Annotated in this window: 11 protein-coding genes and 1 riboswitch; all 11 genes read right to left on the reverse strand. The window is 38.6% G+C overall.

Translation table 11 applies throughout. The features are described 5' to 3' along the window. Positions 1-39 precede the first annotated feature (39 nt). The gene (locus tag V7266_RS05525) at positions 40-1,545 is read right to left on the reverse strand and encodes an APC family permease (RefSeq protein ID WP_335466481.1); all 1,506 of its coding nucleotides are present in this window, start codon (positions 1,543-1,545) and stop codon (positions 40-42) included. Further along, positions 1,533-1,826: a hypothetical protein gene (locus V7266_RS05530; protein WP_335466483.1), complete on the reverse strand. Its 294-nt coding sequence runs from the start codon at positions 1,824-1,826 to the stop codon at positions 1,533-1,535. Before V7266_RS05530 ends, V7266_RS05525 begins: the two co-directional genes overlap by 13 nt. Positions 1,827-1,848: 22 nt before the next feature. Beyond that, positions 1,849-2,547 (reverse strand): hypothetical protein, encoded by a 699-nt coding sequence (locus V7266_RS05535; RefSeq protein WP_335466485.1) that lies wholly within the window; start codon positions 2,545-2,547, stop codon positions 1,849-1,851. A gap of 218 nt (positions 2,548-2,765) precedes the next feature. Then, positions 2,766-2,898, reverse strand: a riboswitch (cyclic di-AMP (ydaO/yuaA leader). Between the two features lie 252 nt (positions 2,899-3,150). Next, positions 3,151-3,846, reverse strand: coding sequence for a response regulator (locus V7266_RS05540; RefSeq protein WP_335466487.1), 696 nt, complete (start codon positions 3,844-3,846; stop codon positions 3,151-3,153). 35 nt (positions 3,847-3,881) lie between these two features. Further along, entirely contained in the window at positions 3,882-6,548 is a 2,667-nt protein-coding gene (locus V7266_RS05545; RefSeq protein ID WP_335466489.1) for a sensor histidine kinase KdpD, read from the reverse strand. A gap of 173 nt (positions 6,549-6,721) precedes the next feature. Further along, entirely contained in the window at positions 6,722-7,270 is a 549-nt protein-coding gene (locus V7266_RS05550) for a hypothetical protein (protein ID WP_335466490.1), read from the reverse strand. Positions 7,271-7,389: 119 nt separating this feature from the next. Further along, positions 7,390-9,735: a universal stress protein gene (locus V7266_RS05555; protein WP_335466492.1), complete on the reverse strand. Its 2,346-nt coding sequence runs from the start codon at positions 9,733-9,735 to the stop codon at positions 7,390-7,392. 61 nt (positions 9,736-9,796) lie between these two features. Further along, positions 9,797-10,357 carry a potassium-transporting ATPase subunit KdpC gene (gene kdpC / locus V7266_RS05560; protein WP_335466494.1) on the reverse strand — a complete coding sequence of 187 codons (561 nt, stop codon included), beginning with the start codon at positions 10,355-10,357 and terminating at the stop codon, positions 9,797-9,799. Positions 10,358-10,383: 26 nt separating this feature from the next. Continuing rightward, on the reverse strand, positions 10,384-12,426 hold the full coding sequence (kdpB, locus tag V7266_RS05565) for a potassium-transporting ATPase subunit KdpB (protein ID WP_335466498.1): 2,043 nt from the start codon (positions 12,424-12,426) through the stop codon (positions 10,384-10,386). 12 nt (positions 12,427-12,438) lie between these two features. Continuing rightward, positions 12,439-14,118 (reverse strand): potassium-transporting ATPase subunit KdpA, encoded by a 1,680-nt coding sequence (gene kdpA, locus V7266_RS05570; protein ID WP_335466496.1) that lies wholly within the window; start codon positions 14,116-14,118, stop codon positions 12,439-12,441. A 41-nt stretch (positions 14,119-14,159) separates the two neighbouring features. Beyond that, entirely contained in the window at positions 14,160-14,237 is a 78-nt protein-coding gene (kdpF, locus tag V7266_RS30725; protein ID WP_420491326.1) for a K(+)-transporting ATPase subunit F, read from the reverse strand. Positions 14,238-14,748: the final 511 nt, after the last annotated feature.

Here is a 14,748-nt window from a genome sequence, read left to right on the forward strand (position 1 = left end):
AATATAAAAGACATGAGAATTTCTCATGCCTTTTATAAGCTATTTCTTTAAATGATAAGGTACTGTTGTAATAACAACATCTTTATATCTATATAACCATAATCGAAGTAATAAAGCCGTTTGATTGTGCAGTAAGTTATGCCACCACTTCTTAGGAATAAATTGAGGTATAACAACCTGGATTTGTGATTTAAATTCTTCTTTTTCATCAATCATTTTAATTAACCTGGCAAATGGCTCTAAAACGGACCTATATTTGCTTTTTAAAGTCACCAGTCTGCATGGGTTTCCCCATTCCTTCCATTTTTCCTCCATCTTTTTCATCGAGTCCTCATCAAAACCTACATAGACAGCTAATAAGTTTTCCTGACCCATACCTAGGGCAAAAGATAAGGTGTTATGGACAACTCGATGTATGCCTGAAACAAGAACAATGGTGATAACCTTGTTTGCTTTAGGTTTAAAGGTTTTAAGATCAATCTTTAGTTCATTTGCAACATTTTGATAATGATGATGAATTGCCAATGAAAAGAAAATAATTGCAGGAATTACAATTAAAACAACCCATGCCCCACCTGTAAACTTGGTTACTCCAAAAATTACAGCAACAATGCTCGTGATTATTGCCCCAACCGTATTTATCGCAAATTTAATTTTCCATTGCGCCCCTTTTACTCGCCTCCAACGCTTTATTAAACCAAATTGAGCAACTGAAAAGGATAGGAACACCCCAATTGCATATAGCGGAATTAAGGCGTTTGTATGTGCATGAAATGCAATAATTAATAAACTAGCGGTAGCGGCAAGAGCAATAATTCCATTAGAATATCCTAAGCGATCTCCTCTATTCGTCAATCCACGAGGTAAAAAGCCGTCAGCAGCTACGATAGCAGCTAGTTGAGAAAAACCTGTAAATGTTGAATTAGCTGCAAGAATAAGTACGATAAAAGTAAACCAGATGATAATTTGATACATGATGCCATGTCCAAAATAATCCTCTGTTAATTGAGATAGCATTGTATTACCAGGTTCTGGACTAATGCCTCTAACATATAAATGATAAGCAAATCCTAAAAGAGTTATGGATGTGATCGTTCCTAAAGCTATATATGTTTTAATCGCATTTTTTTGCTGTGGTTCTCTGAAAATAGGTACAGCATTTGAAATGGTTTCGATTCCTGTTAAAGCAGAGCTGAATGCCTTTAATACAAGTAATATAGTTAATCCATTTGGAGCTGTTCCAAATGGTGGTGTGCTAGATTGTACAAAACCATGCTTAGCCTCATCAAACAAGCCAGTAAAGACTAATATTAACATACATGCTGCAAACCCTATTGTAGGCCATGCAAAAATTTTAGCTGACTCAGCGACTCCCCGAAGATTTACCATCAATAAGAGAAAAACACAAAGAATAGCCAAGACTGTTTCATATGGAGCGACAATTGGATATGCTGAGACAACGGCTTCTAATGCAGCTGAGACAGAAACAGCAACTGTTAAGATGTAGTCAACCAGCAATGAACTTGATGCAATTAAAGATCCCAACGTTGTTTAAAGTTATCTTTGGCGATGGCGTATGCTCCGCCTCCACTTGGATATGCCAGGATTCCCATGATATATGAGAGGATAAGAATAAACAATAATATAATAGTGGAGATTGTAATCGGTATGATGTACCACTTTGCATCATTCCCTAGTTCTATGAGTTCTGTTATGCCTGCCTCAGGTCCATACGCTACGGAGGAATAAAGGTCAGCAGAAAGAATAGGCAGGGCGATATACCAAATTAATTTGTTGTGCTGGGCGTGCAGTTCTGCCGTTCTCATAGGTCTTCCAATTAATAAACGCTTAACACTGTTGAAATTTGAAATTGAAAACCAAATACCCAATAAAGCAATTATAGCCAATAAAAATTCTATTGCTTGTGCTGGATGAGTCACAATAGTTATTCCTTTCTAATATAAAATGAAAACAATTACTTGGTATTGGAAAAAAAGAAATAGGTTCGGGACATAATTTGATGTTATGCTCTAGATTTACTAAATTAATAAATTTTTTTATATCCTCTTGAGTTTCACAAATCTGTAAGCGTTCAACCCATGCAAATTGTTTTTTTTGTAAACAGGTTAGAACCATTGGGAAATTATTGCTTGATTTTAAAACATACCATCCTTTTCTTAAATCTTTCAATGGCTTCCTCATAATAGAAATAACCTTCAGCATTCTTCTTTTAGACCAATTTTTTTTATCTTGCTCAATACGAATTAATTGATAAATTTCGTTCAGCACGTTTTTTTGTGACTTCATTTCGATTGTGGTATTAAATCCTGCCTCTTTTATAGCACGATGAATATCTCTCTCACTGTCAGCAAACCAGAAGCCTAAAACATACCTTTTTTTGTTTACTATTTTCCAAACTGCACCAAATATTCGATACTTCATTGTATAAATATCAAGGTATCCTTTATGTAATCCAAAGTATGTTGGGGCAGGAGTGTCTAGATAAAAACGTAAATTACCAAAATTAAGATAAAAAGGTTCACTCATAAGTACTTCTCTCCCAAAAAATGTTGAACAAGTAGTTTAATCAAAAAATATAGTTTTCCATTAATTAATTGATTAATCCGAATAATCCCAAAATGTTTTTACGTTGTTAAGCTAAGTCAACATCTCCAAAGTGAGAGATAAAAATAAAAAAGACCACAGTTAATTCAAGTTTGCCTTTTTGCAAAAAACAAAAAAGCCCCTAAATTAGGCGGTCTTTAGACCTCCTTCGCTTTTGCCGACGAAGTTAGCTGACGGGTAGGATGGCGAAAGAGTTAAACATCCCTTCTTTGTAGAATTAACCCCCAAAAATTGGGTCCTCCGTTCCCTAATGGGATTAGGCATAGTATGTAGTTTTTTCTTGAACAAGATATTACTCTCAATGATGAAGGTTGTAAAGAGTATTTTAGGTCTAAGTTTTTTATAGAATTATGTTAATACATGATTGTAATGTAAAAGCCGATTTTTCCAGTATTAATGGAAAAAACGGCTTTATTTCGGTAAGCATAAAAATCAGTTCCATTTGAAAAGTCCAGACTGTAACTGAATTCATGAGTTTTTAAACACAGAATAAACTAAAACAAACAAATTAAGTTAAGGCAAAAATTAAGTATTTGTCATAAATCGATAACCAATTCCTGGTTCTGTAATGATAAAGTTCGGCCTAGCGGAATCAGTTTCAATCTTTTTTCGCAAATGCCCGATATATACTCGCAAATAATGACTATCCGTATCATATTGATGGCCACCCCAAACCTTTTGAAGTAATTGTTTATGAGTCATGACTCGTCCAGCGTTGGTCGCAAGTATTTTCAAAAGTTCATATTCCGTTGGGGTTAGCTTAATTTTCTCGCCATCTAATTCAACAGTTCGCCCAGACAAATCAATGACCAGCCTTCCAAAATCCAATATAGGTTCATCCTGTGATTTGGCATTATGTCTTAATGCAACCCGAATCCGAGCAACGAGTTCACCCATTCCAAACGGTTTCGTCACATAATCATCAGCTCCACTATCTAGTGCAGTAATCTTATCTTCTTCCCGGTCCTTTGCCGTCAGAACAACAATCGGTATTTGGGTCCAATCGCGAATGCGGTGAAGAACTTCCATACCAGGGATATCTGGTAATCCTAAATCCAATACGATAAGATCCGGGCGAACCATTGTCGTTTTAAGAATACCTTCTTCCCCCGATGATGCCGCGACAATTTCAAACCCCTGGGCCTGCAACGTAACACGTAATAACTTTTGAATCTGGGGTTCATCATCGATAACCAGTATTTTTGCTCCAGAACTTGTCATGAGGTTTCAACACCTTCTTCTTGTATATTTTCATTTCACAATAAGGGTGGATCAAACAAGGGAATAGAAACCGTGATGATCGTTCCTTTTGGACTGTTTTCTGCTGCTCGAATGGTACCCCCATGTGCTTCAATAATCCCTTTACAGATAGCTAAGCCAAGTCCGGTGCCAGGTATATTTCTTGTAGATTCCCCACGGTAAAATTTGCTAAATATGGTCCCTAATTCATGCGGGGGAATTCCTACCCCTTCATCTTTAATGGCAATTTCAATCACATTTTTGTTTTTCTTGGCAAAAAGCACAATTTCGCTTCGATCGGGTGAATACTTAATAGCATTGCTTAATACATTAACTAAAACTTGCTCCAAAAGTACATCATCCGCTTTGATTGGGGGAATGGATTCATCAATCGCCAATCGGACAACACGATTTTGAAGTGAGTCTTTTACCTGAGTTAAGGCAACCCCTACAATGTCTTCAAGGTCACACCAATGCTTCCGTAAGCGTAACATCCCGCTCTCAATCCGAACCATTCCTAATAAATTAGTAACTAGGCGATTCATTCGCATGGCCCCCTCACGAATGGTCGATAGGAGTTCGTGACGATCATTCGAGCTAAACACTGCATCCCCATCTATTAAAGCCGTCACGGAACCAATAATGGTAGCGAGAGGGGTACGTAATTCGTGAGAGATTGAATCAAGAAGAGCGGTTCGTAACCTTTCGGATTCAGCAGTTAAATGGGCAACCTTCGCTTCCTCATGAAGTTTAATTCGGGCAATTGCCATTGCGGATAGGCTTGTGAGGGCTTCAATTAACTGCATTCGGTCAGAAGTTACGACCAAATCTTGATTTTTTAAATGGAAAGCCAACACACCATGTATTTGGTCTTCCGTTTTCAGCGGGAAACATAAGTCTGGTGATTCATGTAATGTATGTGTTCCATTACCTGCTATCTCCCCGTTTCGATATACCCACTTTACTATGGCCATAGTTGGTTCTCGCTGGCCCCAGTTCAAATCTCCACTCGAAAATTCTGTTAAGCGTAACTCACCTGTTTCCGAAGGCAAATAGATCGCTACTTGGGCACCAATGGTTTCAGATATTTGCCGAACCATACTTTTAAGTGCTGCGCTTAAATCAGTAACTGCCGTCATATTACGACTTAACGCATACAATGTTGAAGTGATTGCCTCCCGCTGTCTAACCTCATGCAATTGGTGCCTTAATCTGGATGCAAGACTTGCCGTAAGGGTTGCAACCACCAAAAACACAGCGAAAGAAATCAGATAACGTAAATCGGACACCGTAAAACTATACACTGGAGGAACGAAAAAAAAGTCGAAAGCAAGAACCCCAACACCAGCAGCATAAAATGAAGGCCCAATCCCAAAGCGGACTGACCCAAAGAGTACGGGGAACAAGTAAAGAAGCGCAATGTTTACCAAATCAAATGATAGACCAAATATTCTTAAAAGTATGGTAAGCAAAGCTACAGATGCTGTAATGATGAAATATGGACTCCATTTCAAATTCACTCTTGAAACAGTAACATGCCTTTTGTCGAGACGGCTTTCAACCTTTCCCGGTATGATATGTACACTAATTTCATGACTATTTCGAATGACTTGATTTACAACAGAACCGTGCATCCACTCCCAAATACGAGAATACCTTGGCTTACCAATCACAATTTGTTTTACATTCTGGTTGCGAGCTAGCTCCAAAGTCTCTTCAGCTACACTGTTTCCGGTTATAGTCATTACGGTGGCACCAAGTTCTTCTGCAAATTGAAGATTATTTGAAAGCGCTAAACGTTCTTGCTCACTCTTTGGAAGCCTACGAGGTGTTTCAACATAAACAGCGATCCACTCCGCTTTAAGACTGGTAGCCATTTGCCGTGCCATTCGAATGAGCTGTTTAGAAAAAGGACTGGCACTAACACAGACCATAACTTTTTCCGAAACCGGCCATGGACCCAGGATTTTGTTCGTATGCATATATTCATCTAATTGCTGATCAACCTGCCCCGCAGCATAGCGAAGCGCCATTTCTCGAAGTGCTATGATATTTCCAAGACGAAAGAACTTACTTGCATCAAAGTTTTTAGGAATGGTCCGAATTTTTCCTTCTTGGAATCTTCGAATGATTTCATCTGAAGGACTGTCCACTAAACGAATTTGACTTGCACGTTCGAGGAATTTATCCGGTACAGTTTCATTCACTTCCATACCGATAATTTTAGAAACAATGTCTTTTAAACTTTCTACTTCGTAAATATTTAACGCAGTATAAACATTGATTCCGGCCATCAGAATCGCTTCCACATCGCGATAACGTTTTGCACGCGGTGAACCGGGCGCATTGGAATGTGCCAATTCATCAATCAGTACAAGTTGTGGGTGGCGATTCAAAATTTCTTCAACATCCATTTCAAAAGAATGGAGTTCCTCATCTTGAATAAGGCGAGGTTTCATAATAGGTAACTCTATTATTCTCTCCTTCTTCTCGTAACGATCGTATTCCTCCAACCAACCAATCAAAACGTCTTGTCCCTCTTTCTGCTTGATACAAGCCGCATCTAACATTGCATAAGTCTTACCAACCCCATTTGATGCACCTAAAAAAACAGTGAGTTCACCGTACCTTTTTCCTGTGGAACGAATCGTTCCTACACTACTTTCCCATTGTTTCTCATCCATCGTTTACCACCTCCTCTATCTTTTAAAATTGAACTCATTTATATTGTAAGAATTTAAGGTAATCACTTTAAAAAATTAACCTAATTCAAAATCTCCCAAAATCCTAAATAAGCAATTAGCTGAAACGCCTTTCTATTTAGATTCTTGGGTGATGACTTTTTTCCATATTCTAATTACTCCTTAAGGATAGGTTTCCAGTTTGATTCCAGCTTTAAATCGCTATCCTCACTTAAAAATTGGAGTTGAATATTATGTTCCTGATTGACCTTTGCAAGGAATTCATTAAGATGATCTTCTGTTTCACAAACGGACACGTGTTCTAACCAGATAGAATAGTTCTTTTTCTGTATTGCAGAAACATAGAAAGGGTAGGTCTTTCGGGAACGAAGAATATACCATCCAGATTTTACGTCTTTCCTTGGGCTTTTGAATATCGCGAAAATTGATAAACGTGACCGTTGTTTCCAGTCTTGTTCTTCTTGTAGATCCCGAATGGTAGAGTAAACTTCTTGAAGGTCTTTAATATCACAAGAAAGTGAGTGTCCATAAAATTGTATTTGCTTACGAATTTCACTCTCACTATCACCAAACCAATATCCAAATACAATTTTCAAACTACCATGATACCTAAATATGGCACCAAACCATCGATATTTTAGGGAGTGAATATCTAAATATCCCTTCTCGCAACCGAAATATAATGTTTCTTGATCATTATTCATCTTATCATCAGTCCCTTGAATTTGCTACGACATGTAAATTACAAACTGTGCATTCCAAGACACGATTCACTCGATTACTTTCCATTTTATAATCCAAACCTTTTTTCTATTCTTTCTATCTATGATAGATCTGATATTTGGTCAGCTACAATTAGTACATCCATATGGCGTACTTCTCTTAACAACCGTTGCGTAACAGACCCCTTTTTGATTTCCTCCCAACGGGTACGGGCTGATTGCCCTATTATAACTTGAGTCGCATTTTTTTCATTCATTTGCTTTACCAATTCTCGAAAGATATTACGTCTATTGCCTGTTTCGTATTGTTCAAATATTCCACCGAGCCGTTCTGTCAGTTGTCGAATTTTATTTAATGTTTCCTTCTCCTGGTCGGTTAAAGGGTGATGGTCTTTAACATAAGCCACGTACCAGAGAGCCTTTAATCGATAAGCAATCCGGAATCCTCTGCGTATTAACCTTTCACTATCGTTCCGCAGATTTGTACATACAAAAATCACTTCTTCTTTTCTCCAAGGTCCTCTTAATGTCCGTTTTCTCTCCCATGCCTCAAGCCGTTCATCCACATCATCTGCCACTTCCCGTAACGCTAACTCTCGAAGGGCGATAAGATTTCCGGTTTTAAAGAAATTGTTCAATGCTTGCTCCACTTTTGCAGGAGCATAAATTCTTCCTTCCTTCATTCGTTCCCTTAGCGCTATTGGAGAGATATCAATCAATTCGATTTCATTAGCCTTTCGCAAGATATGGTCAGGGACGGTTTCCCTCACTCTCACACCTGTTATTTGCTCCACACTATCATTGAGACTTTCTAAATGTTGAATATTCATCGTGGAAATGACCGAGATGCCTGCATTTAAGAGCACCTCCACATCCTCGTATCTTTTGTGGTACTTGCTTCCAGGCACATTTGTATGGGCTAACTCATCGACTAAAACTACTTCTGGATTACGTTTAATAATTGCAGCAGTATCCATTTCCTCAAGTGCAGTTCCTTTATATATAATCTTTTTTCGAGAAATGATTTCTAAAGAACCAATTTGTTCAATCGTCTCTTTCCGCCCATGGGTTTCTAGGAATCCAATGACAATATCGATTCCTTTTTTCTTCAGTTCGTTCGCTTCCCGGAGCATCGTATACGTTTTCCCCACTCCAGGTGCTGCCCCAATATATACTTTTAATGTTCCCCGATTTATTTGATTAATCTTGCTTTCCAGTTCTCCAAGAGTTAGCCGCCGATAAGGATTATCTTTATCTTTTTGCCTTTGTTTGGTTGGAATGACACGTTCTCCATCCTTTTCTGCTCTGTCGGCAACAATAAATACATCTATATTTTTCGTTTTCCGAAGGATTCTATTAATAATGGATCCGTAAACGATTTCCTCCCACCGTGTTCGTTTGGATTGTCCCATTACAATTCGAGTTACATTGTGTTTCGTTGCATATCGAACAATTTGATCCGCAACCGAATCAGACTCTATAGGAACTTCCTCAAATTCTCCGTCAACTTTCTCCACCAGCTTTATGATTGCGCGCTTAAAGGTTAGTTCATTTTTAGATAATTTCTTGTTAGACGACTGAAAGCAAACAACAAGCAATTCTCCACCTAATCTTTTGGTAATCTGCTGTCCACGCCTAACCAAAATGGATCCATTCCAATGGTATTGAACGGTCACTAAAATTTTTTCAGAAGCTCCAGAAGGACCAGTCATTCCATGTTTTTCTCGGTAGTCATCAAGGTCATCATTTACTTCTCCTGCTAAATAGCGCAGTCCGAGTTCACGTAGGACAGCAAGATTTCCCCTATGAAATAAGTTAGCTCTTGTTCTTTTTTTTTCGTTGAAAGACTCAATTGCACCTTCCCGGAGCCTTTGAAGTATTACTTCAGGAGTCACATCCAATAGCTTTACTTCATCAGCAAGGGCAAGTGTATCTTCGGGAACACTGCAATGAACCTGTACTTTACCACCTGTTAATTTACTCGCAGTCCCCTTTACATCTTCAAGCTCAAATATATTAACTGTTGTTAGGATACTAATTTTCATGTTTAAAAGATAATTGATATCGTCTAATCGAGTAGATCTTGGAGCCTCCGGGCGATTATGATGTGCTAGATTATCCACTAAAACAACTTCTGGATTTCGGGTAATGATTCCATCAACATCCAAGTCATATTTCTCTTGACCATGATCTATCCAATGAATAGAGGGAATAATTTCTAATTCGCCAATTTGTTCTTTGATTTTAGGACGATTTAAGGTACTAATACTCCCAATAACAACATCAATACCTCGTTTTTTTAAAATATTGCCTTCAAGCAGCATGTGATATGTTTTTCCAGAACCAGGAACAGCACCAAGGATAATTTTCAAATGACCTCTTCGAATTTTTTGAATCGATTCTAAAATTTCCTCAGGTGTTTTTCTGCGAAATTGGTCTTCACCCAAATTTGCCCCTCCTTTCATGCAATAGTAGACAAAGAAGGGAAGAAATGGCTCTCCCCTTGAATTATTTCAATTCTTGTAATGCGATGTTTAAATCTAAAACCTTCACACGTGGCTCACCAAAAATCCCCAATGATCGACCTTTTGTATATTCATTTATTAGCGCTTGGATTCGATCTTCTGAAACACCTCTTGCTTTTGCAATTCTTGGCACTTGAGCTTTCGCTGCTTCAGGAGATAAATCCGGGTCGAAGCCGGAACCAGACTTAGTGACTAAATCTGCTGGAATTGAATTTCGGATATTAGGATCTTCTTTTTTTACTTGATTTACGTTGTTTTTAACTGTTTTAACATAATCATTTGATGCAACATCTGCATTTGTCGCAGCAGAAGCAGTTGGGTCATATTTTGCCGCTGAAGCCCGAGGTTGAAACCACTGTTGACCCTTAAACCCTTGAGCGATAAGCTCTGACCCCTGTACTTTTCCATTTATCGTAACGAGACTTCCTTCTGCCTGCTTGTGAAAAAGAACTTGGGCAACCGCTGTTGTTGCCAAAGGATAGATTAACCCGCAAAGTATCATTAAGAACAAAGAGGCTCTTAGCGCAACTAGAAATGACTTCATAAATACTCTCCTCCAGATTTCCTGATTTACGCTAAATGTAACGTAGCTACAATCAAATCAATGATTTTAATACCGATAAATGGTGCAACGATTCCGCCAAATCCATAAATAAAAAGGTTACGGGAAAGAAGTCTATTTGCACTCATCGCCCGATATTTTGCCCCCTTCATCGCAATTGGGATGAGGAGCGGGATGATGATCGCATTAAAAATCAAAGCGGACAGAATCGCCGATTTTGGTGATGCCAGCCCCATGATATTAAGAGTTTGCAACTGCGGAATCATTGTAATAAACAGAGCCGGAATGATTGCAAAATATTTGGCAATGTCGTTTGAAATCGAGAAGGTGGTTAATGCCCCCCGTGTTATCAGTAATTGCTTTCCAATTGCGATAACAGATAATAGTTTAGTAGGATCAGAGTCTAAATCAATCATATTGGCAGCTTCTTTTGCTGCCATTGTTCCTGAATTCATCGCTAATCCTACATCAGCCTGTGCTAAAGCCGGAGCATCATTGGTTCCGTCACCGGTCATCGCAACCAATTTACCTTCATCTTGTTCTTTTTTAATCGCAGCAATTTTATCTTCAGGTTTTGCTTCGGCAATAAAGTCATCAACGCCTGCTTCGGCAGCGATGGTCGCAGCAGTTAATGGGTTATCCCCTGTACACATGATCGTCTTAATCCCCATGGAACGCAGTTCTGCAAAACGTTCCTTCAGCCCTGGTTTCACGGTATCTTTCAGATAGATAACTCCGTATATCGTCTTATCAATGGCAACAGCCAACGGGGTTCCCCCTGCCATGGCGATTTCATCGGCTTTCTTGTCAAGATCTACTGGAACTCTTCCACCTTGGGCAGCGATATATTTCTTGATGGCATCCACTGCGCCTTTTCGGATTTGCGTCCCGTTGCTCAGGTTTAAGCCAGACATCCGGGTTTCTGCTGTAAATTCAATAATCTCTGCTCCTTCGTATTCCTTTTCATCCCAAATGACACCCTGCTTACGGGCTAACTCTACAACAGACCTTCCTTCAGGTGTTTCATCTTTTACGGATGCTTTTAAAGAAGCTAAGGTAATTCCCACTTCAGAAACATTTGCTACTGGTACAAACTCACTTGCCATCCTGTTTCCAAAAGTAATTGTTCCTGTTTTATCAAGAATCATCGTATTGATATCACCAGCTGCTTCTACTGCTTTTCCAGACATCGCCAATACATTAAATTGAGTTACCCGGTTCATCCCTGCGATCCCAATAGCTGAAAGCAATCCGCCAATCGTCGTTGGGATTAGACAAACAAGAAGAGCAATAAGTGTTGCCACATCTAAACGAACTTTTAAGTAATCTGCAATCGGCACCAACGTCATAATGACAAATAAGAAAATGAGTGTTAATACAGCCAAAAGCGTCGTTAAAGCAATTTCATTCGGTGTTTTTTGCCGGGAAGCACCTTCAACCAAAGCAATCATTTTGTCCAGGAAGGATTCACCTGGATCCGTTCCGATTTTAACGATGATATAATCCGATACAACCCTTGTTCCTCCTGTTACAGAAGAAAAGTCTCCCCCCGCCTCTTTAATGACAGGGGCAGATTCACCTGTGATGGCAGATTCATCAATCGAAGCCAATCCCTCAATTATTTCCCCATCGGAAGGAATCAAATCAGCCGTATCGACTCGAACAATATCGCCTTTTCTTAATGAAGTAGATGGAAGCTTTTTATATGAACCATCTTTTTGCCGAACCTTCGCCATCGTTTCTGATTTTGTTTTTCGGAGGGTATCTGCCTGTGCTTTCCCCCGTCCTTCCGCCAAGGCTTCAGCAAAGTTAGCAAACAGCACCGTAAATAATAGGATTAAAAATACTGCTACATTATAACCACGTCCAACTGTACTACCTTCAAAAATATCTGGTTTTATCGATAAAATCAGTGTTATGAGTGTCCCGACCTCTACAACAAACATAACAGGATTTTTTATCATCACGGCTGGGTTTAATTTTTTTAATGAATCAATAATGGATTGAAAAATCAAATCTTTTGATAGCGTTGTTGTTTGTGTTGCCATAATCAGACATCCCCCTTAATGAAACATTCCTAAATGTTCGGCAATTGGACCTAATGCAAGTGCTGGGAAGAACGTTAAGGCACCAATGACCAATATTATCACGACTAAAATTCCAGTGAATAATGGTGTATCTGTACGGAATGTTCCCGTAGTAGCTTCGACTATTTTCTTTGTAGCAAATGAACCGGCTATTGCCAACATAGCAATGATTGAGATAAATCGTCCCATCAACATAATTAGACCAATCATGGTGTTATAGAAATCGGTATTCGCCGTAAGCCCCGCAAAAGCCGAACCATTGTTTGCAGCTCCCGATGTAAAAGCATATAAGACCTCTGATACTCCATGATATCCAGAGTTTAAAATAGACGAAATTGCTCCGGGTGTCATCAAAGCAATCGCAGTAGGAACTAGAATAAGGACCGGGTGTGCAAGCAAGGCAATTGAAGCCAACTTGACTTCTTTCGATTCAATTTTCTTACCCAAAAATTCCGGTGTCCGTCCCACCATCAACCCACAAATAAAGACGGTTAAGATGACATAAAGTAGTCCGTTTAATAATCCAACCCCTTTACCTCCAAACACGTTATTTAACATCATTTCGCCTAACGGCACTAAACCGCCAATTGGAGTTAAAGACTCATGCATATTGTTAACCGAACCCGTTGTCGCTGCTGTTGTTACAGCAGTAAATAATGATGATTCTGAGATCCCGAAGCGGACTTCTTTTCCTTCCATATTCCCATGAACACCAAGGGCATTTAATACTGGTGTACCTTGGTATTCAGCAAAAAAGACGACTGATAGAAACAATAAAAACATGATTCCCATTGCTGCGAAAACGGACCAGCCTTGGCGTTTGTTTTTAATCATGACACCAAATGTATATACCAATGCGGTAGGAAGCAGCAGCATACATAGAATTTCTATCAAGTTTGATAATGGAGTTGGATTTTCAAATGGATGTGCCGAGTTGGTGCCAAAATATCCACCGCCATTTGTTCCAAGATGTTTAATTGATTCTAGCGACGCAACAGGACCTCTTGTAATGGTTTGTTTAACCCCCTCTAACGTTGTAGCACTAGCCGCACCATGGATAGTTTGCGGTACTCCTTGAAAAACCAAGAATAAGGCAACAATAAAAGACAATGGCAGGAAAACACGTGTAATGGAACGTACCAAGTCAACAAAGAAGTTTCCAAGATTATTTTGTTTGGCTATTAAACCACGAATAAAGGCAATGGCTACAGCAAATCCTGTTGCAGCCGATGTAACCATTGGAAAGGTAATAGCAATCATTTGTGATAAGTAAGATAATGAATTTTCACCGCTATATGCCTGCCAGTTCGTATTCGTTATAAACGACGCTGCGGTATTAAAAGCCAATGCTGGCGGCATATTATCGATCTTATCGGGATTTAATGGCAAAAACTTTTGTGTTCTAAATACGACATATATAAACATCAACATGATAAAGTTCGTGAGCAGTACGGAAAAAACATACTTTTTCCAGCCCATCGACTCTTTATCTTTGACCCCAATGATACGGTAGATGAATCGCTCGATTGGTCTAAAAAACCGATCTAATCCTGTTTTTTCATAATCAAACACTTTCACAAGATAGGCACCTACCGGTTTTACCATTAAGATGGCAATTACTAAGGTCACTACTACCTGTATTAATCCGTTTGTCATTTCGATGTTCCTCCTACATGTTCATCATTGTTAAATACATCCTAAAACTTTTCAGGTTTAATTAAGACGTAGATCAAATAAACAATTAAAGCTACTCCAATGATTCCTGGTATAAGCATACCGATTTCCTCCTTAAGCTTTTTCACTAAATAAAGTAAATCCCCCAAAAATAGCAAAGGCTAAGACAAAAAGTACAATTGATACAAAATCGTTGTTAAACATACCTAACCTCCATCCTCATGTGTTCAACTGTTAAATGCTTCCGATTAATCAACCAGTGGAAATTCTCATCGTTCGGCTTACTAAAACTTCGGATTAAAGAGATACCAAAGAAAAAGATATTTTTCATATAACCCCTATGGATTAATCATTTTCTGTGTATCTCAGTAAATTTACCAAAATTCCGCCTCAAAATTATTCAGTGATTATCTTTGTCTAGTATTGAGTGACCTCTTTGGCATAGATAAATTCTACTTCGGTTTCGTGTAAAAATAGGGTAAAAATTTCGTGTAAAGATGTAAAAAAAATATAAAAATCCATGCGATTTAAATTCATTTTGTTTCCATTTTTTATGATTTAAGAACAAAAAAAATAGACCAATCCTTACCTTTCTACCGTTGATTGTATATG

The organism is Neobacillus drentensis, assembly GCF_036965645.1.
GTDB lineage: Bacteria > Bacillota > Bacilli > Bacillales > Cytobacillaceae > Neobacillus > Neobacillus drentensis_D.